The sequence below is a fragment of the Porphyrobacter sp. SLTP genome (assembly GCF_009905735.1).
In the GTDB taxonomy this organism is placed as follows: domain Bacteria; phylum Pseudomonadota; class Alphaproteobacteria; order Sphingomonadales; family Sphingomonadaceae; genus Erythrobacter.
In genome coordinates this window covers 39,602-65,195 of the sequence record NZ_JAAALE010000006.1, presented here as the reverse complement: position 1 = coordinate 65,195, position 25,594 = coordinate 39,602, and the positions used below count along the sequence as shown (strand labels likewise).

General features: G+C 59.2%; 17 protein-coding genes. 16 read left to right on the top strand and 1 reads right to left on the bottom strand.

Annotated features, from left to right (window positions below):
- Positions 1-112: 112 nt before the first annotated feature.
- From GVM20_RS06695 to GVM20_RS06635, 13 genes are all read left to right on the top strand, one after another.
- The gene (locus GVM20_RS06695; protein WP_166546521.1) at positions 113-2,101 is read left to right on the top strand and encodes a conjugal transfer protein TraG; all 1,989 of its coding nucleotides are present in this window, start codon (positions 113-115) and stop codon (positions 2,099-2,101) included.
- A complete protein-coding gene (locus GVM20_RS06690) occupies positions 2,098-2,487 on the top strand; it encodes a CopG family transcriptional regulator (protein WP_166546520.1) in 390 nt (129 codons plus the stop codon). Before GVM20_RS06695 ends, GVM20_RS06690 begins: the two co-directional genes overlap by 4 nt.
- 206 nt (positions 2,488-2,693) lie before the next feature.
- Positions 2,694-3,281, top strand: a complete 588-nt coding sequence (locus GVM20_RS06685) for a recombinase family protein (RefSeq protein ID WP_166546519.1) — start codon at positions 2,694-2,696, stop codon at positions 3,279-3,281.
- 214 nt (positions 3,282-3,495) lie between these two features.
- Positions 3,496-6,717: a DISARM system SNF2-like helicase DrmD gene (gene drmD / locus GVM20_RS06680; protein ID WP_166546518.1), complete on the top strand. Its 3,222-nt coding sequence runs from the start codon at positions 3,496-3,498 to the stop codon at positions 6,715-6,717.
- 3 nt (positions 6,718-6,720) lie between these two features.
- Positions 6,721-10,605, top strand: coding sequence for an Eco57I restriction-modification methylase domain-containing protein (locus GVM20_RS06675; RefSeq protein ID WP_353653120.1), 3,885 nt, complete (start codon positions 6,721-6,723; stop codon positions 10,603-10,605).
- Positions 10,606-10,607: 2 nt separating this feature from the next.
- Positions 10,608-11,351: a hypothetical protein gene (locus GVM20_RS06670; protein ID WP_166546517.1), complete on the top strand. Its 744-nt coding sequence runs from the start codon at positions 10,608-10,610 to the stop codon at positions 11,349-11,351.
- Between the two features lie 54 nt (positions 11,352-11,405).
- Entirely contained in the window at positions 11,406-12,512 is a 1,107-nt protein-coding gene (locus tag GVM20_RS06665; RefSeq protein WP_166546516.1) for an XRE family transcriptional regulator, read from the top strand.
- A gap of 12 nt (positions 12,513-12,524) precedes the next feature.
- On the top strand, positions 12,525-13,043 hold the full coding sequence (locus GVM20_RS06660) for a hypothetical protein (protein WP_166546515.1): 519 nt from the start codon (positions 12,525-12,527) through the stop codon (positions 13,041-13,043).
- Positions 13,040-16,516 carry a DISARM system helicase DrmA gene (gene drmA / locus GVM20_RS06655; protein WP_166546514.1) on the top strand — a complete coding sequence of 1,159 codons (3,477 nt, stop codon included), beginning with the start codon at positions 13,040-13,042 and terminating at the stop codon, positions 16,514-16,516. Before GVM20_RS06660 ends, drmA begins: the two co-directional genes overlap by 4 nt.
- Positions 16,513-18,384, top strand: coding sequence for an MrfA Zn-binding domain-containing protein (gene drmB / locus GVM20_RS06650; protein WP_166546513.1), 1,872 nt, complete (start codon positions 16,513-16,515; stop codon positions 18,382-18,384). The genes drmA and drmB overlap by 4 nt, the downstream gene beginning before the upstream one ends.
- Positions 18,385-18,506: 122 nt before the next feature.
- Positions 18,507-19,724, top strand: coding sequence for an ABC-three component system protein (locus tag GVM20_RS06645; RefSeq protein ID WP_166546512.1), 1,218 nt, complete (start codon positions 18,507-18,509; stop codon positions 19,722-19,724).
- Positions 19,721-20,206, top strand: a complete 486-nt coding sequence (locus GVM20_RS06640; RefSeq protein ID WP_166546511.1) for a three component ABC system middle component — start codon at positions 19,721-19,723, stop codon at positions 20,204-20,206. Before GVM20_RS06645 ends, GVM20_RS06640 begins: the two co-directional genes overlap by 4 nt.
- Positions 20,203-22,161, top strand: coding sequence for a DUF3732 domain-containing protein (locus tag GVM20_RS06635; RefSeq protein WP_166546510.1), 1,959 nt, complete (start codon positions 20,203-20,205; stop codon positions 22,159-22,161). Before GVM20_RS06640 ends, GVM20_RS06635 begins: the two co-directional genes overlap by 4 nt.
- A 240-nt stretch (positions 22,162-22,401) precedes the next feature.
- Here GVM20_RS06635 and GVM20_RS06630 read toward each other — a convergent pair whose 3' ends face one another.
- Positions 22,402-23,343, bottom strand: coding sequence for an HNH endonuclease (locus tag GVM20_RS06630; RefSeq protein ID WP_199799497.1), 942 nt, complete (start codon positions 23,341-23,343; stop codon positions 22,402-22,404).
- A gap of 659 nt (positions 23,344-24,002) precedes the next feature.
- Here GVM20_RS06630 and trbB point away from each other — a divergent pair.
- From trbB to GVM20_RS06615, 3 genes are read left to right on the top strand one after another with little or no spacing between them, the layout of a single operon-like run.
- Positions 24,003-24,986 carry a P-type conjugative transfer ATPase TrbB gene (gene trbB / locus GVM20_RS06625; protein ID WP_166546508.1) on the top strand — a complete coding sequence of 328 codons (984 nt, stop codon included), beginning with the start codon at positions 24,003-24,005 and terminating at the stop codon, positions 24,984-24,986.
- On the top strand, positions 24,986-25,315 hold the full coding sequence (locus GVM20_RS06620) for a TrbC/VirB2 family type IV secretion system protein (RefSeq protein WP_502706188.1): 330 nt from the start codon (positions 24,986-24,988) through the stop codon (positions 25,313-25,315). Before trbB ends, GVM20_RS06620 begins: the two co-directional genes overlap by 1 nt.
- Complete coding sequence (locus GVM20_RS06615) at positions 25,315-25,590, top strand: VirB3 family type IV secretion system protein (RefSeq protein ID WP_166546506.1); 276 nt, start codon at positions 25,315-25,317, stop codon at positions 25,588-25,590. Before GVM20_RS06620 ends, GVM20_RS06615 begins: the two co-directional genes overlap by 1 nt.
- The last annotated feature ends 4 nt before the right edge of the window (positions 25,591-25,594 follow it).

Genomic DNA, 25,594 nt, shown 5'->3' with positions numbered 1-25,594 from the left:
CGATCTGCGCCAGCCTGTCCGTTTCTACGCCAAAGGCTGCAAGCCCCAACTCCCCCCTTGCCAACTTCTCCAAAGCTCACCGACCTAGGCGTGAACGAAGCGGAGTTGCGCCATGTCGGCTGCCAAAATCCTGTGGGGTCAGATCCTCGCGGTACTGATCATCATTGTTGCAAGCGTCTGGTCGGCAACCCAATGGACGGCCTCGGCGCTCGGTTTCCAGCCAGAGCTCGGCGTGCCTTGGTTCCACTTGTTCGGCCATCCGGTCTACCGCCCCTATGACCTGTTCTGGTGGTGGTTCTCGTTCGACGCATACGCTCCAAAGATTTTCGATACCGGGGGGATGATCGCCACCTCGGGCGGGTTCGCGGCAATTGTGGTCGCCATCGCGATGTCCGTCTGGCGCGGCCGCGAGAACCGCAACGCCAACACCTATGGCACTGCTCGGTGGGCGACACGCGATGACATCCGCAAAGCGGGATTATTGGCCGACACCGGGGTAGTGCTCGGACAGTTCCAGAACAACTATCTTCGCCACGACGGGGCTGAACATGTTCTGTGCTTTGCTCCGACACGCTCGGGCAAAGGCGTCGGCCTGGTAATCCCGACCCTGCTGACCTGGCCGGGCTCGGCGATTGTCCACGACATCAAGGGCGAGAACTGGGATGTCACTGCCGGTTTTCGCAGCACGTTCAGCCGTACGCTGTGTTTCGATCCAACCAGTCTTGAATCGTCCGCTTACAACCCGCTGCTTGAAGTGCGCCGCGGCCTCAATGAGGTGCGCGACGTGCAGAACATTGCAGATATTCTGGTCGACCCCGAAGGCAGTCTCGAAAAGCGCAACCACTGGGAAAAGACCAGTCACGCGCTGCTCGTCGGCGCAATCCTTCATGTGCTTTACGCCGGCGCTGACAAATCGCTCGCTGGCGTCGCGGCTTTCCTCTCCAACCCCGACGAGACCATTGAGAACACGCTTTATGCGATGATGGACACCCTGCATCTCGGTGAAGCGGGCCCGCACCCGGTCGTTGCCAGCGCGGCGCGCGAGCTGCTCAACAAGTCTGACAACGAGAGATCGGGCGTGCTGTCGACCGCAATGTCCTTTCTCGGCCTCTATCGCGATCCGGTCATCGCCAAGGTCACCAGCCATTCGGATTGGCGGATCGCCGATCTCGTCAGCGGGCGTCCTACGTCGCTCTATCTGGTCGTGCCGCCGTCCGACATCAGCCGCACCAAGCCGCTGATCCGCCTGATCCTCAACCAGATTGGCCGCCGCCTTACCGAAGAATTCGATCCTGCGACCAAGCGCCAGCGTGTGCTGCTAATGCTGGATGAGTTCCCTGCCCTCGGCCGGCTCGATTTTTTCGAAAGCGCCCTTGCCTTCATGGCGGGCTACGGCCTCAAGGCCTTTCTGATTGCGCAGTCCCTGAACCAGATTGAGCGCGCCTATGGACAGAACAACGCCATCCTCGACAATTGCCATGTTCGCGTTGCGTTCGCGACCAACGACGAGCGCACAGCCAAGCGGGTCTCCGAAGCGCTGGGCACAACCACCGAACAGCGATCGATGAAAAATTATGCCGGGCACAGGCTCTCACCCTGGCTTGGCCACCTGATGATCTCACGCTCTGAAACGGCGCGCGCACTCCTTACGCCGGGCGAGATTCTTCAACTGCCACAGACCGACGAGGTTGTGCTCTTGTCAGGGTCGCCGCCGATCAAGGCCAAGAAGGCACGCTATTATGCCGACCGACGGTTGCAGTCTCGAGTGTTGCCCGCCCCCGAGAACTGCGGCCAGCCTGCGGATGCGCGCGCCACCGACGACTGGAGCGCTCTGCCCCCGATTGAGCCAGACCCCAAATCATCCGAAGACGGTAGCCGTAGGATCGATCCCGCCAATGGCGGCTTGCGGCGCGAGCCTGACCTGCCCGAACATGTCGAAGTGGTTGCGCGGCCCAAGTCTCCTGTAGCGGAATTCGACTTTGCCGAAGCTGACAGCGCAGACGCTGACCAATCAGCCGCGAACAACGAGCGGATCCGGCGCACGATGGAGCGCGGCGCACGGCAGGCCTCGCTCGACCTCGGCGACGGGATCGAACTGTGAAGCTGAAGCGCACTTTCCGACTGCCACCCGATGTGATCGACCAGCTTGCCGAGTTCGCGATCCGCAGGCGTGTCGGTCAGCCCGATGTCGTGGAGGCCGCTCTCAGGTCATTCATGTCGCCAGACAACCCTGAGCAGCTCGAAGCGGCGCTCAGTCGCCGCCTTGACCGCATCGACCGGCGGCTTGGACAGCTCGATCAGCAAACCGAGATCACCACCGAGGCATTGGCATTGTTCGTACGGTTCTGGCTTACCGCCAATCCGCCGCTGCCGGATAGCGGCCTTGCCGCAGCGCAAGCGCAGGGCAAGGAGCGGTATGAAGGGTTTGTCGAGGCGCTCGCTCGAAGGTTGGAGGGCCGTGCCCGATTGGGCGATTTTCGACTTTAGAGGACGGGAGCAATTTCCAACATTGTTGCCTTCCGGTCGACGGACAATTGCGATGTTTGCCCGAAAAGGATCGCTCACCGGACACATTGACCCCGGGAAACTCGAAAGCGCCAGAGACCCCCATTCCCGTCTGAAAAGGTCCTTGCCGCAATTCTCATTAAGATGGTACGCTTTGATTTCTCAAACAGGGGCCTTAATCGGACGAAATGACAGTCACTATCATCGGGTATGCCCGCTGCTCCACCGACAAGCAGGACCTCACCGTCCAGCGCCAGGCGCTGATCGAACTCGGCGTACCCGAGGACCGCATCTACACAGACCGCGGCCTCACCGGCCGCAACCGCGACCGCCCCGGCCTCGCCCAGGCACTGGCCGCGGTCCGGGCCGGCGAAACTCTGGTGGTGCCGAAGCTTGATCGCCTCGCCCGGTCGGTGCCGGACGCGCGGGCGATCGCAGATGAACTGGAGAAACGCGGCGTCAGCCTCGCGCTGGGCAAGCAGGTTTACGACCCCAATGATCCCATGGGCCGGATGTTCTTCAACATCCTCGCGACCTTCGCCGAATTCGAGAGCGACCTCATCCGCCTGCGCACCCGCGAGGGCATGAAGATCGCCCGAGACAAGGGGAAACTCCGCGGCAAGCCGCCCAAACTCTCCGACCTCCAGCAGCGCGAGCTGCTCAAGATGCACGCGACGGGCGAATATTCGATCAGCGACCTCGGCAAACTGTTTAAGGTCTCGCGGCCAACGGTGTATCGGACGATCCGACGCGGTGATAGGGCTGCTAACCCCTGAAATGCGACCAAGCCTCATCTCAACGGGCGACCAGCGCAATCAAGGCTAGACCTAACGCCGGTTCTCAACGCTTTATGGCACTGGCCTGTTGAATGGCGAATATCAGGCTCGCTGAGGCCCATACAGCGTGCTGTTTTGCAAGGTAAGACAAGAGTTTCGTGGTATTGCCTCCATGCAAACGCTAGAGGCCGGGAAATCGGATGGGGCAGGATGAATGAAGGCATTGCCAAAGGCGGGTGAGTTTGTCGATTTGCGCGGTCGGCTATGGTTAGTCGAAGAACAACTGCGCGATGACCCGTCCTTTCCCTCGCTGCGTCTGAGTTGCGTCGATGATGACGCTCAAGGCGAAATCGCATCGATTATCTGGGACACCGAGATTGCCGCTCGCTCTCGAGATGATGAGCTGTGGGACCTAATCGGTGATAGCGGCACCGACGACGCCAAATTGTTCGCGGCCTACCTTCGCACTATCCGCTGGAATAGCTCGACCGCTTCTGATCGTGAGCTTTTCCAAGCCCCATTTCGGGCAGGCATCCGGATGGACGCATACCAGCTCGCCCCACTTAAGAAGGCGCTCCAACTTCCGCGTGTGAATCTGTTGATCGCGGATGACGTCGGCCTCGGTAAAACGATTGAGGCAGGCTTGGTGGTGCGTGAAATGCTGCTGCGGAAGCGGATAGATTTCATCGTAGTGTTAGCCCCGCCTTCGATGACGATACAATGGCAAGACGAGCTTGCCGCTAAGTTCGGCCTCTCTTTCGAAATCATCGACCGCGATCTTTTGGCCGAATTGCGCCGCAAACGAGGCTTTGGAGTCAACCCTTGGGCGGCAGGATCGCGGTTTATCCTTTCACACAAGCTCTTGGGTGACGAAGCATACACGTCGGGACTGCGCGAGATTTTGGGCTCTTTTCAGGCTCGATCTTTGCTGATTCTCGATGAGGCCCACCATTGTGCGCCTGCTGGTGGCGGTCGTTATGCGATCGAAAGCCAGTTCACCAAGGCCGTGCGCGATATTGCAGATCGATTTGAGCACCGGCTCTTCCTGTCCGCCACCCCACATAATGGGCATGCGAACAGCTTCGCGACACTACTTGAGATCCTCGATCCACAGCGGTTCACACGTGGTATGGATGTGCGAGAAGACGAGCTGAAGCCGGTCATGGTCAGGAGGCTGAAGGCTGATTTACGCGCCTTGGGCGAGGCTTTTCCTGAACGCATAGTCGAACGCGTCGCCCTCGGAGGTCTCCGCGAAGATCAGCCTGAGCTAGTTCTTGCCAAGATGCTGTCCGACTATGGCGCGTTACGTGAGCGACGGATTGGCGCGCTGCGTGCAGGCAAAGCCGCACAGGCGCGGCTTTCCTTTGTCGGCTTGCAGCAGCGCCTCCTGTCGTCAATTCCTGCCTTTGCAAAAACTCTCCAAGTCCATCGCAAGAGCCTACAAAAGGTCTTGGAGCAGGGTTCGGATCACATACCGCTCGCCGCAGCAGCAGCCTTTGTCCACGCTCAGCTCGGGGAAGTCGACCTGTCCAGCGGCATGGACGAAGACGCGGCCCTCCGACTTCTCAGCGACGAAGAAGATCAGGGCGCTGATGCCGCTGCAGCACTGGGTACTGCTGAGGCATCACGTGGTCAGCTCGATGGCGAGCTCGCGGCGGTCGATGCCATGATCGCAGTTTCGGAAAAGGCCGCGACTAGCGCAGACGCACGCATCGAGTGGCTGGAAGATTGGATCAATGGAAATATGGTGGCAGATGGTCAGTGGGGCGAGCGCCGTCTGATCATCTTCACCGAGTACGAAGCGACTAGGATCTACATCGAGCGCCAGCTGCGCCGGATCATTATGGGTACGCCCGATCACGACAGTCGGATCGCGACCTTCACCGGCATCACATCGTCCGAGCGTCGAGAAGCAATTAAGCGTGCCTTCAACGACGCAGATTCGTTTTTGCGCATCCTGATCTGCACAGACGCTGCCCGCGAAGGCATCAACTTGCAGCAGCAATGCCATGACCTCGTCCATTTCGATTTACCTTGGAACCCATCGCGGTTGGAGCAGCGAAACGGCCGCATCGACCGTAAGCTTCAACCTGCACCTCAAGTGTTCTGCCGCTACTTCGTGTATGAGCAGCGCCCGGAGGATATTGTTCTCGAAGCACTAGTCAGAAAGACAGATCTCATCCAGCGTCAGTTGGGTTCAGCAGGACAGGTGATCGAAAACCGTGTTGCCCGGCGGATGGCCGATCGAGGCATCCTCCGCTCGGATGCGAAAACCCTTGCCGCTGCGATTGCGAGCGAAGAGGCTGACGAGAAGGTCAACGCCGCAGTTCAGGCCTTGGGCGACCAGCCCAACCAGCGGTTGGCCCGGATAAAGGACGAGCTGGACGATCTGAAGTCGTCACTCGAGGCCGCGCGAAAGCGTGTTGGTGTAGATTCCCATGAACTGGAAGCCGTTTTCGGCCTAGCCCTGTCGAGGGCCGGTGCCGATATGGGGGCTGCGACGGCAAAGTCTGTCCAAGGCACTCGAACCTTTGCGCTTTCACCCGATCTCCCTACATTCACGCAGGACCAAAGCTGGCAACCCGTCTTCGATGAGCTGCGCGAGCGGCGGCAAAAGCCGGGAGAGCGACCCGGTCAATGGCGGACTTCGGAAGATGCCCAAGTTCGCCGGATCAGCTTCTCCCCAGCCATCGACGAACAGGGGCGCGATGCCCCGGGGGTCGTGCAGGTCCATGTCGAGCATAGGTTGGTGCGCCGCCTGCTTTCCCGCTTTCTGACCACGGGGTTTCAGTCCGGCCTCAATCGCGCTTGCGTCATTCGCTCTGCCGGGACGGGGGATCGTGCCGTCCTGCTAGGACGATTGGCCTTGTACGGTCCCAATGCGACCCGCCTTCACGAGGAAATTATCCCGATCGCCGCGGATTGGATTGGCAGCGAAGGGCGGACCGCGTTGCAACCACTTGCAGCCTCGGACGAAGCCGGCGCCTCGGTGATTGCCGAGTTGGAGGCTGCTCTACATGGGATCGACGCCGTTCCCGAGCGCGCCATCGCCCGTTTCACTCCTGGCATTCACGAAGACGTTTTGGATCTTCGCGTCGCTCTAGAGGCCCACGCACAATCGCGCAGAACTGAAGTCGAAAAGGAGTTGACGCAGCGCGGTAAGGAAGAGGCTTCTGCCCTTCGTTCCCTCCTCAAGAGCCAGATTGACCGCATTCGGTCCGAACAGAAAAAAGATGATCGCCAGCTTACCCTTGATTTCGATGAACAGCAGACCCGCCAGCGCGATGCCGATCGCAAGAGCTGGGAGAAAAAGCTCGAACGCCTCACCCACGACCTCGAGACCGAGCCGGAGCGGCTGCGGAACAGCTTCGACATTCGTGCGGCCAGGATCGAGCCGCTCGGTATGGTCTACCTCTGGGCAGGCGAGGAAGGCTAAGTCGTGGCACAACAACTGAAGCCCGAACACGAGTGGCTCGGCCATGTGCAGCCGACCGGCCTTGTCGTCTCGACCCTCGTGCTGGACGAACTGTCGCTGGTTCCGCAGCCTCAGGACGCTGTCGATACCGCGCAGTTTGCCGAGGTTCTCGATGAAACCGGTGGCCCGCTTCTTCCTGATGTATGGGCGCTGCTTCGCGACGTTCTGAAGTGGCCAGAAGCCATGGTCGCCGGCCTCCCCGGCACCGATCCCATTCCGGTAGAGCTTTGCTTCAGCCTGGCCGATCATGAAACCCTGCTTCAACCGACATATGCCCTCAAGGGCCCGCGCGGCGAAGGCTGGCAACTGCTTGTCCGGGTTGAGGACCACGACATCGAGCCTGACAAGCGCGGTGCCCTCTCAGGATGGGAAGCCACCCCGCACCAGCGGTTCGAAAGGCTGCTGCGCGAGACGGGCGTCGGCGCAGGCATTCTCATTACCAACTTCGTGCGCGGCGAACTGGAACAGACCGAACTGCGCCTGATCACCGCGCCGCGCGGGGAAACTTCAGGCTGGATCAGCTGGCCGCTGCGCTCGCTTGCCAGTGTCGCGGGCCGTCCCATGCTGGGCGGGCTCAAGCTGCTGCTCGGCAGCTTCACCCTATTCAATGCGCCGGAGAATGCCCGGCTCCCCGCGCTTTTGCAGGCGAGCCGCGAGCGACAGGCCGAGGTATCGACCAAGCTCGCCGGACAGGTCCTCGCCGCGCTTTATGAGCTGCTTCGCGGGTTTGACGCGGCAGAGGGCGATCTCGTGCGCGAATTCGCCTCGGGCAAGCCTCACCATCTCTATGAAGGGCTGCTCACAGTTCTGATGCGTCTGGTTTTCGTGCTTTATGCCGAAGACCGTGATCTGATGCCGTCTCGCCGCAGTGACGGCGGGCTGGAGCTTTACGAACAGGGCTATTCCGTCCGCGGACTATTTGCCCGGCTCGAAAATGATGCCGCACTCAATCCCGATACGATGGACGAGCGGCGCGGCGCCTGGGGCCAGCTCCTCGCCCTGTTCCGCCTGATTGATCGGGGCCATCCGTCTGGCTTCATGCAGGCACGCGGGGGCAAGCTTTTTGACGAGGCGGTGTTCCCGTTCCTGATGGGCAAGCAATCGGCAGACGAGCCCGATCGCGTGCCGCATGTCTCCGATGGCTGCATTCACCGCATTCTGCAGTCACTGATGATCGTGAACGGTGAGCGGCTGTCCTACCGCACGCTCGACGTGGAGCAAATCGGCTCGGTCTATGAAACGGTGATGGGCTTCACCGCCCAGCTCGCGCAGGGGCGCAGCATCGCGATCAAGGCGGGCAAGAACAACAAGACCCCGGTCTATGTCGATTGCGAGACTCTGCTGGCCGCCGCAGCCAAGGAACGGGAAAAGACCATCAAGGAAACGACCGGGCGCGGCCAGTTGCCCGCTGGGGTCAAGCGCGACCTCAAGGACGCTGACACCGTCGCCGCGATCGAAGCGGCACTGGCCCAGATCGCCGACGAGCGTGGCTCACCCCGAGGCCATGCGGTGTCCGCTGGAACGCCTATCCTGCAACCGACCGACGAACGCCGCCGGACGGGCAGCCACTATACACCGCGCAGCTTGACCGAACCGATTGTGCGGCAGGCGTTGGAACCGGCCTTCGCCCGGTTGGGCGCAGATACGACGCCCGACGAGGTGCTTTCGCTCAAGGTCTGCGATCCAGCCTGCGGATCGGGTGCCTTCCTCGTCGAAGCGACGCGCCAGATCGGCACGCGACTGGTTCAGGCATGGGAAGCGCACAAGGCGCTCAAGCCGCTCATCCCGGCGGACGAGGATGACGACCTTCACGCTCGCCGCCTGGTGGCGCAACGTTGCATCTACGGCGTCGACCGCAACCCGATGGCGACAGATCTAGCCAAGCTGTCGCTCTGGCTGGCGACGTTGGCGCGCGATCATGAATTCAGCTTCCTCGATCACGCTCTGAAGAGCGGGGACAGCCTTGTCGGGCTGAACAAACAGCAGTTGAGTGGCGGCAGTTGGGACAATGCTCCTATCAGGAACTCGTTGATTGGCCAGACCGTCAGCGATCGGGTCGAGAAACTCGCGGCCCACCGTGATGCGATCCGCAATGCACCCGATGATGTTGCGTTGGCCATGCAGGAGTCTCGGCACGCTATTGCAGAGAAGGATGCAGAACAGGTCCGGCTCATTGGTAATGCAATTGTCGCGGCCTTCTTCAAGCACGACAAGCCGAGGAAGCGGTTTGACGAGGTACGCTATGTCACCGCAATGGCAGGCGCCTCGAATTGGTGGGATGGATTGAAGAACATCGCCCTTTCGCTTGAAGCCGGCGAACATTCCATCCGCCCCTTCCATTGGCAGATCGAATATCCAGAAGTCTTCTCGCGTGAAAATCCAGGGTTCGATGCGATTGTCGGCAATCCACCTTTTTTGGGCGGCAAGCGAATTTCAACAACTTACGGAGACACATTCAAGGACTGGCTATCCAGCCTCCATCCCGTAGCGAATCAAAACGTCGATCTTGTCGGCCATTTCTTCCTTCGCGGCTATGGGTTGCTCCGTAATTCGGGAGCCATTGGCTTCGTCGCAACCAATACAATTGGCCAGGGCGCAACTAGGGAAGGCTCTATCCTGCCAATTGTGAAAGCAGGAGGAGAACTCTTCTCTGTAACGCGACGCCTTCGATGGCCAGGTGAAGCTGCTGTAGTCGTATCGATTTTGCATATTTCTAAAGGTGGCGTTGGCGTTCCTATAAAACAGATTGACGGTCGCCATGTGGATAGAATTTCCGCGTTCCTGAATGAAGGATCGACAGATCAGTCGCCAGCGACTTTAACTGAGAACGCTGGTATAGCGTATGTAGGAGCTTACCTACTCGGCAAGGGTCTGGCCATTGACAATGCCGCAGCTGAAAAAGGTGAGTCTATTCCTCATGACGAGATGTCGGCTATCCTTTCTCGGAATCCGTTATCCAGCCTTGTGCTGAAGCCTTTCATCGGAAGTGATGAGATCAACTCAGAGCCTCAACATAAGCCTTCCCGGTATTGCATAGACTTTGAAGGAAGAGAATTAGGCGAGGTAAGAGAAAAATGGCCAGAGCTTATCGAAGTAGTCGAAAAGCTTGTTAAACCTCTAAGGGACAAGCAAAAGCGGTCGGCCCTCAGGGAACGGTGGTGGCTGTTCGCCGAGAGGCAAACATCTCTCTTTACGCGCCTTGGCAATATCGAAACTGCAATTGTTTGTGGGCAAACGGCCAAGTATACTTGTTTTACTATCATGCCGTCCAACATAGTGTTTTCACACAAAACCATCGTCTTTTGCTCTGAGGCGATGGGGCTCTTTGCCGCGTTGCATTCGCGAGTCCATGAGTTGTGGTGCAGAACCTTCGGTCCCACCATGAAGGACGATCCCGTATACACCCCTTCCGATTGTTTCGAGACCTTCCCGCTGCCTCACCGATACGATCAAGAGCCTGAATTAGAGGTAGCCGCTGTTGCCTACCATAGCCACCGAGCAGCCATGATGATTGCCTCAAACAAGGGCATGACCAAGACCTACAACCGCTTCCACGATCCGCATGAAAAAGCTGCAGACATCGTCGAACTGCGCCGCCTCCATGCCATGATGGATGACGCCGTGCTGCGCGCCTATGGCTGGGACGATCTCGCCGCCCGCGCCCATCCCGGCGATCGGGCGAACGGCATCGAGCAAGGCGAAGACGCTCCCCGCTTCCTCACCGGGGACGACGAGGACGATCACAAATACCAGAACCGCCTGTTCTGGCCCTCCCCCTTCCGCGACGAACTCCTCGCCCGCCTCCTCAAACTCAACGAGGAACGCGCAGCGGCCGAGAAGGCTGGCTAATCGTGGCCTGCAGGAATTGCGGATCACCCGCCACAATCAAAGCGCACCTCATTCCTCAAGGCTTCATCCGCGAGGTGCGCGGGGACGATAAAGGACATGCACTGACCAATCGGGATATCTCGTCATTCCAGCCCAGCCAGAACGGCCGTTACGACGATGCGATCCTCTGCGCTCCGTGCGATAATCGCCTCGGCCAGGATGAGAATTATGCCCTACAAACACTTGCTGCTATCCGCAGGGCTGTTCCGCACATCATCGATCGTGCCTTCTATGTTGAAGGTGTAAGCGGTGATCGACTGCTACGTTTCGCGGTAGGGATCGTCTGGAAGTACACCCTGACAAAGCCGCACTATGGCCGGATCCAGCTTGGTCCGTACGGTGAAAAGCTCAAAGACTTGCTTTTCGGAGCCGCGCAGTCGTCGCCTGCGATCGATGCATTTCTGATGAAGCTCCACACCGGTGATGAGGAGCCCATTTTCTACCGCGCGCCATCGCCGGAACGGTACGAAGGCTTGAACTTCGTGCGGTTCTCCGTCGGCGGCTTCATCTTTCTCCTGAAACTGGATCAACGACCTGCGCCGTCGCTGCCCTCATCATCGTGGTTGCGCGGCAATACAGACGTCCTGATCCCGGCCATACCATTTAACAAGATCGAGGAAGGCCGGATGGTGCTGGGAGCCAGGCGCGGGAACGAGCGGCTTGATGCTTATCTCGAGAACGTAAGCCTGAATCCAACGCTGCAATGAAATCTTGCATTTTTCGATTTGCAAGATTATTGAGCGTGTCCAAGGAGTCCCCACATGTCCACCGCACTCATAGGTAAGCGCCTTAAGGCGCTCCGCGATCAGCGCGACCTGAAGCAGGACGACATCGCCGAAATTCTGGGCTTCAAAGACCGGCAGACCATCTCCGCGATCGAGAATGGCGAGCGCAAGGTGAAACCCGATGAACTGCTCACTCTTGTCGAGAAGCTGGGCGTTGATCTCGACTTTTTCACGGATGCTTTGCGGCTTGAAGGCGAAGGCAGGTTCAGCTGGCGGCGCGGGGCGGACGTGCCTGCCGCTAGACTTGATAGCTATGAGCGCCTCTCCGGACGCTGGATTGCTGCCTACCGCGAGCTTTCGCGGAGGACAGGCAATGTCATCCCTTTGATCCGCCCTCAGCTGCCGCTCGACAAGTTTTCGAGCTATGCCGACGCTGCCGAAGCTGGCGAGCGTTTTGCCCGTGAGTTCGACCTCGGTGATGTGCCTTCGGCTCGTTTGGCAGAGGTCATGGAGGGGCAGCTCGGCATTCTCGTCCTCATGGTCGAATCAGCCGACGGCATCTCAGGCGCTGCCTGCTCATTGCCAGAGCTCGGCGCAGTGCTGATCAATCGCCGGGAGGTAAAGGGCCGCCGCCATTTCGATTTGGCGCACGAGCTTTTCCACCTGATGACCTGGGACAAGATGCCTCCTGAACGCAGCGAAGGTCTGGATGGAAGGGGCCACGTTGAGAAGCTCGCAGATCGCTTTGCGTCAGCGCTGCTTATGCCGCGGTGGTTGCTGATCGATGTCGACTGGCGAACCTTGGTGGGCCCAGCACTGCCTGATGCGATTAATGCTCGCGCCACCGCCTTGGGCGTGAGCGCCGAGGCACTTCGCTGGCGGCTCGCCCATACGGGGTTGCTGGCCCAGAAAACTGCAAAGGACATTCCGTCAGTTGATCTTCGGAACAACGGTGCAGTTGATCCTGTGCAGCCGATTGTCCCTCCGCTTTACTCCAAGACCTTCATGTCAGTGATTGCTGAAGCAATCGATGGCGGCTTCATCTCCGTGAGGCGAACTGCGAAGCTGCTCGACACGACGATCGATGGCATAGGCGACCTGATGGTAGCTCACGGGGTCGCCGTGCCCGACACCGTGCGCTGAGAGGGTCTGTGCATGTCGCGCTTCAACGGCTCCGTTCTCGTGGATACCAACACCATTATTGAAGCGCACCGGGTCACGGCATGGAAGGCGTTGACTGGCGGTTATGCCGTCGAAACGGTCGAGGCTGTTCAAGCTGAGACCCACACAGGGTTCCAACGCCGAGATCCTGAGGAGCGGATTGACCAGACTGCGCTACGCGCGTCGCTGAAAGCGACTCATCCGGTCACCTCGGCGCAGAAGGCGAGACTCAAGCTAATGCTGATGGAGCTCGACATAGATCTCGACGACGGAGAATTCGCGCTCTGGGCGCATTTGCTGGAACGTGGGGGCGACTGGCGTCTCTGCGGCCCCGACCGGGCCTCTCTGAAGTTTGGGGTCAAGAATGGCCGACGTGACCGAATGATTTCGCTTGAGGCACTTCTTGCCGACGCAGGTATGGCTAAAACACGCTCTCCCCTGCGCGAGAACCATACAAAGGCTTGGCTTGATCGAGTCCTTGCCGAATATGCGATGGAAGGGCTCAAGCGATGAACAGCATAGAAGTTCGGACGGAACTCTTTCACCGCCTGCGTCGTGACCTCGTGGGACCAGCAGCCCACGCGCCAGACGGCTACAATGACGGCGATCTTGCCGAGGAACGCCTGCGCGACAATCCTTCTCGCTGGTATCTAACCGGCTTCATCGCGCCTTCGGATGAGAGTGAAGAGATCGAAGTCGACCCGATTGAGGGGCAGGACAATCTAGCGCTGGAGCCGGCGGGCAACGGTGCCGGCGGTGCAGCAGGCGACGACGAGACCCCCGAACCACCGAACACGCAGAAGCGCTTTCTTCCTTCGTCGGTCGGCATGACCGCAATTTTGCCGGTCGAGGTCCCTAACATCGAGATCGAGCTGAACTGGGGCGATTATTTGGCAGAGCCCCCATTGCCGGCGGCGGTTCTGGAGGGCAACGACACATCCCAGCCCAACATCGAGTGGGTTAGACGGCCGCGAAGAGTCCGGATGCCAATTCCGGTGCCGCCCTCAGGCGAGTTCCAACGTCACATTGTCCCGGATAGTTCGCCCTTGGGTGTGCCGGGCGGGGGTGCATTGGAGATATCGATCCAGAGCCGGCGAATGACGATCACTCCTCCGGGTGGCAAGGACGTCGAGCAGAACGTCATCAGCGTGTTCGCTACCAACAAACGTCGTTGGGTGACGCGGCGATATGGCGATCTCACCTTTGCGTTCCAGGTGGAGCTTTCGCTGTACTGTGAGGCGGGCTTCTGTCCGCAACATGATTTGTCGCGATACAAAGCGAGCGATCCAGATGACCGCCTTGCTGACCTTCATTACCGCGATGTTGCCGCTTATGCGGTCGGGCGGAATGCAGCGGTCTGTTTCGACAAGGATGAAGATGGTGTCGTCCGAACGGTGCGGACGACTGCCATGCCGAGAGCAGCGGTAGAGCGGGTTGAGCCGACTAAGGTCGATGGCGTCGAGTTCAGCATGCATGAACTCGCGAAGTTAGCTGCGCTTGGAGCATCGGAGCTGACAGAACGGTTGCAGCCGCTGGTCGCTGCCTATTCAAGGTGGACATCCACACAGACCGGATTGAAATCAAAAGACCCTGAAATTGCCGTGGCGGCTCGCCGGGTTGAAGTAGCAGACGGCCTGATCAAGGCACAGGAATCGGCGGCAAGCCGTATTGCGGAAGGAATTCGGCTTCTAGGCAGTGATGACAGAGTTCGTCGCGCCTTCGAGATCATGAACCGCGCGATGGAGATGGCCGCCCGTCAGCGGAATGCTGTCGCACAGGGAGTAGCGCCTGAGGCAACCGGCGCACCAGCATGGCGCCCTTTCCAGCTCGCCTTTGTTCTCTTGAACCTTGCCGGACTCGCTCAAAAGCAGCACGAAGACCGCGAGATCGTGGATCTGCTCTTCTTCCCTACGGGTGGCGGCAAGACAGAGGCCTACCTGGGGCTCGCGGCATTTTCCATTGCATATCGCCGCCTAACCGGGCCCGGTTTGCTTGGTGCTGGGGTTAGCGTCATCATGCGCTACACTTTGCGTCTGCTTACCCTGGATCAGCTTGGACGCGCTGCAGGGCTGGTCTGCGCCCTCGAGCTACTCCGGACTGGTCCAGATTATACGGACAACCGGCGGCAGCTCTTGGGGGAATGGCCCATCGAAATCGGTCTTTGGGTCGGATCTGATGCCTCGCCCAATGCTCTTGGCGGCAAAGGCAATAGTGGCGACGGCACCGCCGTGAAACGTGTCCGCGCATACAAGATGGGTAGAGACAAGCGCGCCCCTGCCCCCATCAAGCAGTGCCCGTGGTGCGGAACCGGGTTTTCTCCAGACAGCTTCCACTGCGTTCCAAACAGCGATCAGCCGAAAAATCTCGAGGTGCGCTGCACAAATGTCGCATGCGCATTCACTGGTGATCGGGCCCTGCCGCTGGTGATCGTCGATGAGTCCATTTACCGGCGCCTTCCTTCCTTCATCATTGCGACAGTCGATAAGTTTGCATCGCTCCCATGGAGAGGTGAGGCGGGCGCCTTCTTCGGCCACGTTGATCGTTACGATGTGAATGGGTTCTATGGCGCCGCCGAGCCTAGAGGCGGGCGACCGCTGGACAACGGCTTCTCTCTCGACCCACCAGACCTGATCATTCAGGACGAATTGCATTTGATTTCGGGCCCGCTTGGCACCGTGGCTGGTCTGTACGAGGCGGCTATCGACCGTTTGGCATCGCGCGAGTGTGCGGGGAAACTTGTTCGCCCAAAGATTGTGGCATCGACCGCAACCGTTCGCCGAGCCAGCGAGCAGATTAAGGCCCTCTTCGATCGGCCAAAAACAGAGATTTTCCCACCACCTGGGCTCTCTCGGACGGATAGCTTTTTTGCTGAAACCGTTGCCGAGGCTCGATCCCCTGCGCGATGGTATACGGGCGTTGCCGCAGGCGGGCGCGGTCCGAAACTGGTCTATCTCAGAACACTGATGTCCGTCTTAGCGGCAGCAGCCTCCTTGGATGATGAGGCCGGTGATGCAGCTGACCCTTACATGTCAGCGCTGTGCTATTTTAACGCGCTCCGTGAGCTTGGTGGCGCTCGACGGATTGTCGAGGACGAAGTCAGAGCTGGTTTGTCCAATTACGGGGATCAGCGCCGCCGCATCTTGCCTAATGCCCAGCCCTTCTCAAATCGGAGCATTGGCGAACCGCTAGAGCTGACCTCTCGGGTCTCAACTGATGAAGTTGCTGAAGCGAAAAAGCGCCTCGAGAGGCCCTTTTCCGACTCTTCGCAACATGTCGATGTTGCTCTGGCCACCAACATGATTTCGGTAGGCCTGGATATCACCCGCTTGGGGTTAATGCTTATGCAAGGCCAACCGAAGACGGCGGCCGAATACATCCAGGCTACGAGCCGGGTCGGCCGAGACCCGAAGCGCCCAGGCCTCGTTCTTGCGGTGTTGAATCTGCATAAGCCCCGTGATCGGATGCACTTCGAACAATTCACCCATTTCCACGAGAGCTTCTATCGAGCGGTAGAAGCCACAAGCGTTACACCTTGGTCCGCGCGCGCCATGGATCGCGCACTCGCGGCGATCGTCGTAGCCTTAGCCAGGCATTTGCAACCGAACTTGACGCCATCATTTGCAGCCCGTGAGATCGCTGACAACGCGGACCTGCAGACACGGATAGCTGATTACCTTTGCGAGCGTTCCGGTGATGCAGTCGTTGGTGGGGCATCCGCACTTCGTCAAAAGGTCAGGGAATTGTTCGCCGATTGGGAAACGCTGGTCGAACAGCAGACCATCGCAGGTGGCTCCTTCTCTTACGACAAACGAGACGCAAGCGGGCTGCTCCACCCCCCCTTGGCGAAAGAACTCAGTGAACTAAGCCAAGAGTATCACAAGTTCACGGCAGGATGGAGCATGCGTGACGTCGAGCCGGCTGTGCGATTGAAGCCAAAGGGGCCTGACGGGCGGCCGATCGGTAACGCAGGAGATTTGAACCTATGAGCCAATCCTCTGCAAAATCCGAGCTTCGCCTCTCTCAGGTCATCACAACCTACGGCCCTGGTGCTATGGTCGACTTGCCGTCCCGTTCCGTTATCATCGGCGGCCTCGATCGGTGGGATATGAGCACCAAGGGTAGCTGGAACTCGATCAGTGAACCTCGCGCGGTGCAATTGCTGGAAGAGCGATTGAGCCAAGAAGGCGGACCAATCGCGCCAGGAACCAAGCTTTCGCTGCGGTCCCCCCCAGTAGATCCAAAGCTTCCGGGACGGGAACCGCCGGGAATTGCCGCGACCATATTCCCTTGCTGGTTCATCGTAAACGAGGATGAGCAAATTCTAGGCGGGCGAAGACGGCGTCTGGTGCATTGGGAGCACCTCGATCCGTCCAGTGGTCGGAACAAGTTCATGTCCGACAAGGGTAAAAAGATCGATGTAACCCCGATCCGCTTCGTTGCTGCATGCAAGAAGGGCCACATTCAGGATATCGATTGGCCCTGGCAAATTCACGTCGGAGAAAAGTGCGCCGAGCCTCTCTGGCTTGAAGAAAAGGGTACGACAGGCGACCCGAGAAACATCCGAATTGTTTGTGGCTGCGGTCGCAGCATTTCCCTCGAAAACGCGCAAGTTTCTGGTCGCTTCGGCCGTTGCCGCGGGAAGCAACCGTGGCTCGATCGCGACGCTGAGGGCGGATGTACTGAGACCTTGCGCTTTTTAACGCGCAGCGCGACGAACGCCTATTTCCCGCAGGTCTTGACGGTTATCTCCCTCCCGGCGGCCGAAGATGAGCTGACCCGCCAGGTTCAGGAGCATTGGGACAAGCTCCGCAAAGTGACGAGCCGAGAGCTGATAGCAGCTCTTCGAATGTTCGATGATCTGATCGCCGAAACCTTCAAAGGCATCGCGGACGATCAACTATTCTATGCAATCGAGCGCCACGAGAAGAACGTACTCCAAAGCCTCGACAAGAAGCCCAAGTACGCGGAATTCGAAATGCTGTCTTCGGGCCGTAAGGTGATCGGAGAAAATCGGAGCGATGCAAAGCTCCACGCAGAAACTCTCGATCGCCATGAGTGGGGCGGGAATGAAATCCGCCTCTCTGGGATCTCATCCGTGGTCAAGGTCCATCGGTTACGAGAGGTATCCTGTCTCTACGGCTTCACCCGCTTTGAGGCGGCACCGACAGCGATCGATGGCGACATAGAAGAAATCAATATCTCGGTCGACGGGGCTTCGCTGGCAAGCGAACTCTCCTGGCTGCCTGCAATCGAGCAGTTTGGCGAAGGAATCTTCCTCACGTTTGACGCTGGTCGGGTAGCGCAATGGCTTGCCAGCCCGGGCGTTCAGGCTCGGGAGGAAACACTGCGCAAAGGCTTCGATAAATGGGCCGAGCGACGCTTCCAAAGCCGCCCCAAGCTTCCGGACTATCCTGGCACCGCCTATTTCATGCTCCACGCCTTCAGCCATTCACTGATGAGCGAAATGGCCTTGGAATGCGGCTACCCAACAACAGCGTTGAAGGAACGGATCTACGCGCTGCCCGGTCAAAACGGGGTGAACCATTACGGCCTTCTGCTATACACAGCTACTGCTGGAGCTCAGGGCACACTGGGAGGATTGCTCGCGATTACCCCGCGGCTTGCGGAGATCGTTTTGCGAACGCTGGACAAGCTTAGAATTTGCTCAAGCGATCCAATTTGTTCTGAAAACAGCCCGGAAAACCATTCCGATGATCGTGCCGTCCACGGAGCGGCCTGTCATAGTTGTCTTCTCATACCAGAAACCAGCTGCGAATCTCGAAACTTGTTTCTGGATAGAGCTCTCGTGAGCAGCACCCTATCGTCCTCCGGGTGCGCCTTCTTCGATATGTAGATATAATTGGGCCGGTCCTCGGGGCCTCCGTGCAGAGGCACAGGCAAGAGTTATGGGGCTGTTGCGCTAACGCGGTCGGTCTGCCATTGCCGAACAGGCATGATAACGGCTAAGTTGTCAGAATGAAGGAAAAAAACGGGACAAGTCATGCCGCCGAGGGTTCCGCCCTAGGGTTTTGGTATCAGTCCCTCTACGCACTGCTGATCCTTCTGGAGCAGGTCTCAGATGACGCTGCAGTCGGAATTGAGCAGCTCGATGACATCGCAATCAAGGCTGATGGTCGTGACCTGCTCTATCAACTGAAACATTCAATTGCAGCCAAACCTTCCCCTGTTGGAATCAAATCTCGATCGCTCTGGCGCACGATCAAGGTGTGGATAGATGCTCTCCCCAACTTGAGCCTAGCGGAAACCAGCCTTCACCTCGTGACGGTAGGCGGAATTGTGAAGAACGATCCGCTTAAGGCACTTGCCGATGCGGACGACAACCGGGAAGCTTTGGCGAACGCCATGGTCGAGGAAGCGCAGCGCGTACTGGACGAGCGGGCTAAAGCCAAAGCAGACGGGAAATCTCCGCTTCCTTACTCCGACAGAAAGGACGGATGTAAGGCATTCTTGTCACTGCCGCCAATGATGCAGCTAAATCTGATACGTCGGATAACACTTAGGGTTGATAGCCCCACCGTAGGCGAAATCGAGGGGAAGATCGAAGGCCGCTTGACTTTGCTACCTGCTGGGCAACGTGCGCTGGTCGCCAGAAAACTGATCGAATGGTGGGACCGGCAGATCGTCTACAGCCTCTGCAACAAGCGTGAGAGGGTCATCGCCCGACCCGAAGTACAGGCGCAAATTAGCGAAATTGTGGGCGAGCTAGATCAAGGCAGATTGTCGGCTGACTTCGAAACCCTGCAGAAGCCGCTCGACTATCAGCCCAATGGCATGCTCACGCGCCAGATCGCGCTGGTAAAAGGCGGCAATGCTGACATTGATAAGGCCATTCGAGAAGAATGGCGCGCCCGCGCACAGCGCGCCCGTTGGGCAACTGAGAACCCAGCGCTGGCAAGCAAGATCCATGATTATGATGCGGTCCTCACCGAGCATTGGTCCGACAGGCACGCCCAAATGGTAGAGGAATGCGGGGACTTCGAGGAGGATGGGAAATGCAAGTCGGGTCTCGATCTTCTTCGCTGGACCCACAATGATGCGCCAATGGCCGTCAGGCCGATCCAAGAGGGCTTCGGCGCCGCCTATTATGTGCGAGGCAGCTATCAGGTGCTGGCTATCGATCTCGAAGTGGGCTGGCATCCTGACTTCAAGAACCTTCTCGAGGACGGTGAATGATCCTCGCACATGACCTCTACGCCGAAACCAATCCGGCATTCTGCACATATGCTCTGGCAGAGTTTCTGAAGGCCTTTACCGAGGTCGACGAGACCGGCGCGGATCTGCCACTCGCCTATCTTGCCTTGCCAATTGCGCTCTCCGATGACCTTGCTGGCTCTTTCGAGGGAACCAACAAGAAAACTGGCCTGCTGCAGTGGCTAGAACGGACCCCACAAATGTCGGTCGCCCTGGCCGAGCGCGTCAATGCTAGCCTCGAGATTGTCACACCGGCCGTCCGCTATGGCTGTTTCGCACAATTGCTTGTTCTTGGACCAGATGGGCGCATTAGGCTCGGTTCGACGAAGGTGAGGGGAACGGCGATCACCAAGCTCGACACCATCTCGGCCGGTGTGATCCGCCGGGCCGGAAGACTGGGGACTTGGTTTGCAATGGCTGGATCGACCCGCAATATCTTCGGGATCTTAGGACTTACCGTATGACCCGCTGGAACATCGCCAATGTGTTTTTCCTCGGAATGTCGGGGCGTCGGCAGGAGATCTCATTCATCCCTGGCGCGGTCAACATCATTACCGGCGCATCAGGGACCGGAAAATCAGCACTGATCAAGGCGATCGACTACTGTCTTGGCTCAAGCAAATGCGAATTACCGGTCCATATTCGGCGGCACGCGATTGCGGTGGGCGTGAAATGGGTGACAGGCGAGGAGGAAATGATCGTCGGTCGGCTTATCCCACCCGATGGCCAAGCGACCAGCACACGAATGTTCGCGACGGCAGGAAAGAACCTACTCCTCCCGACCAGCCTCGACGACTTCGACGGCGCCACCACGCTCGATGCGGCAAAGAGCTTCATTCAGAGAGCTTTCGGCATTGGCGACTTGAGCCATTTGCCGGACGACGCTGGCGAGACAAAGGGCCGAACTAGCGTTCGCCACGTCACGCCCTATCTGTTCGTTACCAAAGAAGTGATCGATAGCGAGACAGTGCTCCTGCATGGCATGGAGCAGCCCGACAAGGCCAAAGACATCGTCGCAACCATGCCATATTTCTTGCGGGCGACGGATGAAGAAAGCGCAATGGCGGAACGCAAGCTCCGTCAGATTCGGCGCGCGCTTGCAGTAGAGGAAGGCCGAGAGCGCAGCCGACGGGCGGCTGAGACGGCACTGAAGCAGCGCGCCGTCGGACTAATCAACGAAGCACATCGCTTTTCACTCGCGGACCAACCAAACAGCGATGCGGACGAAGGCGAACTGCTTGTGCAGTTGAAGGCGATCGCCGAGACCGAAGATGATCCCACCAGTTACCCAAGTGAGGGGGAGATTGGTTACCTCCATGCTACCAGAAAGGAGATATTGGCCGGTCTCACGGCCGCTAGGCGGAAGCGCCAGGCTGCGCGTTTGGCGCTTGCAGATGCCTCGGGTTTTCAAGGAGCCGTCACCCGGCAGCGAAACAAGCTGAATCTTGCAGAACATTTGAAGCTCGGCGAAGCTGCGCATCTCTGTCCGCTCTGTGATGCCCCATCCGAGCGCGGACACGAGACCGCTGCAGCGCTTGCACGTACATTGGCCAAGGTTCGAGATGAAAGCATCGCTGTAGAGCGTGTCCGCCCCCAGCTTGTCGAGCTTGACGACACTCTGACCTCCGAAATCAATCGCCTCAACCGGGATCTGCGAGAGACGGATGAGAAGATCACGAGTTGGCTTCGTCAGACTGATGAGACCCGGCGTCTTGCCAGCGTCGCACAGGCGCGAGCACATCTGCAGGGAAAAATTGCCTTCTTTTTGCAGACCAGCGCAGAAGAACCGAAACAGCTGGGCCCTGATCTGGCGGTGCTTCGAGATGAGATCATTCAGTTGGAGGCACGGGTCGATCGTGAGAGCAGAGATATCCGCCTAAAGCGCGCGGAGAGCAAAATTTCACAGTACGCGTCGGAGGCGCTTGCTTTCCTTCCCACCGTAGCACCCTGTGTTGGTTCGGAGCTCTATTTTTCGTCGAAAGAACCTGAAGTCCGAGTAATTGAAGGCGACGGTAAAGGCACGATGCTGCGAATGCCAGACGTGGGGTCGGATCAGAATTATCTCGCTATCCACATTGCACTCGCTTTCGGACTACAACGTTACTTCGGTGAGGTGGATGCACCGGTGCCCGGTATCCTCGTACTCGACCAGATAAGCCGTCCCTACTTTCCGGCCCAATCAGCGGATGAAGATGAAAAGGCCATATCTGGCGGCGAGGAGGATGAAGATATCATGGCGATGCGTCGCCACATAGATTTCCTTTTCAAGGAAGTTGAGCGTCAACATGGGCTTCAAGTACTTTTGATCGAGCATGCCTATTTTGAAGACGATGTACGCTATGTGGCCGCTACCCGCGAGCGCTGGACGCGCAGTTCGGGCAAAGCATTGATACCGCTCGATTGGCCAATGCGAAGCTGATCCTTGCCTCGATCTTGACCGATCTTCAGGTGCGCAGGGCTTATCCTCCGGTAGCAGACGACCGCCTATCGTTTCGATAAGTCGCTGGGAACGAATGCTTCTAACAGATGCCGCGGATGGCATGTTTCGAAGCAGACGGGCAGAAAGTCGCCCATACGACTCAATTAAGATGTGCACCCTCTGGCTGCGCAATTCGCTCGCGGCCGCCACGCCACAAGCGCGATGCGCGCCGCGAATTGCTCAGCCGCGGCGGCGCATTAGCACCGATCGCGCGCAGCGCCAGGCCGCTTTAAGCGCGGGTCGAATGCGCAGGGGCCAAGGCCGAAAATCCTTGTGGTGGCTGCGTTCGTAACCGACCCTGATCGTGACGGTATCGCCGCGCACCACTTGCCGACCGGTCAGTTCAAGCAGGCCGGTGCGCGGCTTTCCGTAACGTTCCGGATCGGGTGAGCCGGGGACCGGGAACGCAGGAACCGTGATCGGCTTGCCATTCATTGCGGCGTCGTGCTGCTCGGATGGAAGCTGAACTTGGAAGGCTTCCTGACCATAGCCCAACACCAGATACATATAGGGGATGTCGGTGAAGCCGGGCTTTCGCCTGAGCAGCGTCGCCGCGATTACGTCGTTGGGGCGGGGGCCGGGCGTGAAGGTGTAAATGAGCGGAAAGCGGTCGGCGAAAGCCCGCGCGTGGTCTGCGTCCTTGATCCAAGTCATCAGATGCGGAAAGCTGACGACCTCTTCCTCGGGCAGCAAGGTTAGACCGATCTTCATAAACGCCTTGAGGACGCCGACCGGCGTGTAGGGATCACGCTTGAGTGTGAAGGTGACACGCTTGGCTATTTCGTCGAGGACATAGACCGGGTCACCCTCATAGGAGCTGATTTCGAAGCCCTTGTCGCCATGCTCGATTCGCCAGCCCGGCTTGTTGCCACCCTGCTTCAGGGTCGGAACACCATTCTTGCCGCGAATGCGCGACATCGTCCGCATCGGCTTCGACCAGTTGCCAAGGTCGTTCTCGATACCAGAGCCGAAGTCCTCGTTGCAGGTGTCGCACTCATAAGCGCTAGCGATACTCTTGTTACCGATCGCTTCGGGAATCGCGTGGGCGACCTTCTTGAACTTCACCGCCGGCGGCTTCTGGCCACAGAAACGGCAGACCCGCCTCGCCGGATCGCCGAGCATGACCTTGTCACCGGGACGTACCAGCCAAGCCGCAATCTGGTCGTAGCGGGTCTCGTAGAAACGGAGCGCCTTGTCGTTCGAAGTCATCACCAACAGCTATAGCGTTCTTTGCAGGCCAGCGCATTATTCCTTAGGGCACCGGCCGGTCGACAGCGGGCAGCCGAACAGCCTGTCTCGCGTCTCAGAACCCTCCAGATTTGGTCCGATCGAACCGGATTGCCTACTCCGCCGAAGCGATGGCCCAGCTTAGCGAAACCAATTCTTTGAGCGCCGCTTTCGCAACTAGCAGCGTCAGTCAATTATCTGATTTATAGAGCGAATTAGATGTGAGCGGTGCCTTAAAGGAGACGTTGCTGGAGGCACACATCGCCGACTAAAACCGTTGGAAGACATTCCGGTCGATAGATCTGAGCACGCTGGCTGCCATGCCTGAAAGAGCAGCTCTAGTCGGCAAAATCCTTGCTCGCACGGGAGTCGCGATCAATGAGCTGGACGCGGCCGAGGCGTAGGGATCATCATACATTTGCGCCACGATTTCTGCCTTTTCGCTAGACTACCATGATTGCAACAAGCTGTTGCGTATAAGCATTCCAATGTCTCTTTGATCTGCCTCACGAGCGCAGCCGATGATCGGTTGCCTCGCCGACACGAGGCAGTTCATGAGCGTCATCCCCATCCCGTCGCAAGCATCGTCGCGCGGAGCGCGTATGCTGCGCACTGCGCTCGGGCCGGAGATTGCCGCCTGGCTTGAAGATGCCTCGGTCATCGAGGTCATGCTCAATCCTGACGGGCGGCTGTGGATCGACCGGCTCGGAGCCGGGATCGCCGATACGGGGAGCGGGATGTGCGTTGCCGATGGCGAGCGGATCATCCGGCTGGTGGCGCATCATGTCGGAGCCGAGGTTCATGCCAGGGCGCCGCGGGTGTCGGCCGAGCTTCCCGATACGGGTGAGCGCTTCGAAGGTCTGCTGCCACCGGTGGTGGCAGCGCCGATCTTCGCGATCCGCAAGCCGGCCGTCGCGGTGTTTACGCTTGCTGATTATGTCGCGGCGCAGATCATGTCTCCATGGCAGGCCGACGCGCTGGTTCGCGCCGTTGCGGCCCGGAAGAACATCCTGGTCGCTGGCGGCACGTCGACCGGCAAGACCACCCTCACCAACGCGCTCCTGGCTGAAGTCGCCAAGAGTGTCGACCGCGTGGTCCTGATCGAGGATACGCGCGAGCTGCAATGCGCCGCGCCCAATCTCGTGTCGCTGCGCACCAAGGACGGCGTTGCCACGCTCTCCGACCTGGTCCGCTCGGCCCTGCGCTTGCGCCCCGACCGCATCCCGATCGGCGAGGTGCGAGGTGCCGAAGCGCTCGACCTGCTCAAGGCTTGGGGCACTGGGCATCCCGGCGGCGTCGGCACGATCCACGCAGGATCCGCGCTTGGGGTCCTGCGGCGCATGGAGCAGCTCATTCAGGAAAGCGTCGTCACCGTGCCGCGCGCGCTGATTGCCGAGACCATTGATGTGATCGCCGTCCTGGTCCGCGACGGGACCGGGCGGCGGCTTGCCGAACTCGCTGAGGTCACCGGCCTCGATGCCCACGGCGACTATCAGATCCTCCCCATCACACCCCCAGCCACAGGAGTTTCATCGTGATCCGTACCCTATCGCGCGCCCGCGCCCGCCTCTCCGCTGCCATGCTCGGTGGCTTTGTTGCTCTTGCCATCGCGGGGCCTGCTCATGCGGCGGGCTCGTCGATGCCTTGGGAAGCGCCGCTCCAGTCGATCCTCGAGTCCATCCAGGGCCCCGTCGCCAAGATCGTGGCGGTCATGATCATCATCGCCACCGGTCTGGCGCTGGCGTTCGGCGACACCTCGGGCGGTGCACGCCGGATGATCCAGATCGTGTTCGGCCTGTCGATCGCCTTTGCGGCCTCCTCCTTCTTCCTGTCGTTCTTCTCGTTCGGCGGCGGGGCTTTGGTGTGATGGAGACTGCATCACCTGAAGCCGTGCCCGGCTTTGTCGTACCGGTTCACCGCGCGCTGACCGAGCATATCCTGCTTGGCGGCGCCCCGCGCGGGTTGGCGATCGCCAATGCGACGCTGGCGGCCGCGATCGGGCTTGGCCTGCGCCTGTGGATCGCCGGTGTCGTAATCTTCGCGCTCGGCCACATGGTCTCGGTCTGGGCCGCTCGGCGCGATCCGCAATTCGTCGATGTCGCGCGGCGGCATCTGCGCTTTCCCACGTTTCTGAGGGTCTGAGCCC